The 627-nt window shown below is 51.7% G+C and carries 1 protein-coding gene; it reads left to right on the top strand.

Annotated features, from left to right (window positions below; translation table 11 throughout):
• Positions 1-146: 146 nt before the first annotated feature.
• A partial coding sequence (locus ABD971_RS22990) for an IS66 family transposase zinc-finger binding domain-containing protein (protein WP_345325950.1) occupies positions 147-627 on the top strand: 481 nt, incomplete at its 3' end.

Genomic DNA, 627 nt, shown 5'->3' on the forward strand with positions numbered 1-627 from the left:
CTCTCGGGCATCGACATCGAGTCGGCCAAGCAACGCAAGCGATACAAGGTTGCATAAAAGCGTTACAGCTAAAAACTTTTGAAAAATGCAAACGCAAGTCGAGTTCTCGTCTTGCGTTTTTCTTTGTAATCGCGACAACCAATGACATGTCCGATCGCCAAGATTTACCGAACGATATCGAAGCTTGTCATGCGTTAATCGAAACGCAGTCCGAGCTCACTGAACGTCTTGCGAGTGACAACGAGAAGCTAAGGTTTGAGCTCGAACAGCTCAAGCGGTACATCTATGGTCAGCGGAGCGAACGCTTCATTGACGATGGCTCTCAACTGGCTTTGTTCGATACGTCGGTCCAAGAAAACAGTGACGCCGTCGACGTTGACGAAACGGTCGAAGAAAAGATCACCGTCCGTCGTCGCCGCAAGAAGTCGGATCGTTTTCCCGACAACCTGCCGCGTGAAACCCAGTTAATTGACGTGCCTGAGCAAGAGCGGGCGTGCCCTTGTTGTGGCGACGAGATGCCAGTGATCGACAAGGACGTTCGTGAGCGTCTGGAGTATGTGCCCGCTAAGATGGTCGTGCATGTGCTGGAGTATCTCAAGCGTGCGTGCAGCAAGTGCAAGGAAACAG

Origin of the sequence: Novipirellula rosea, assembly GCF_039541335.1 — a bacterium.
In the GTDB taxonomy this organism is placed as follows: domain Bacteria; phylum Planctomycetota; class Planctomycetia; order Pirellulales; family Pirellulaceae; genus Novipirellula; species Novipirellula rosea.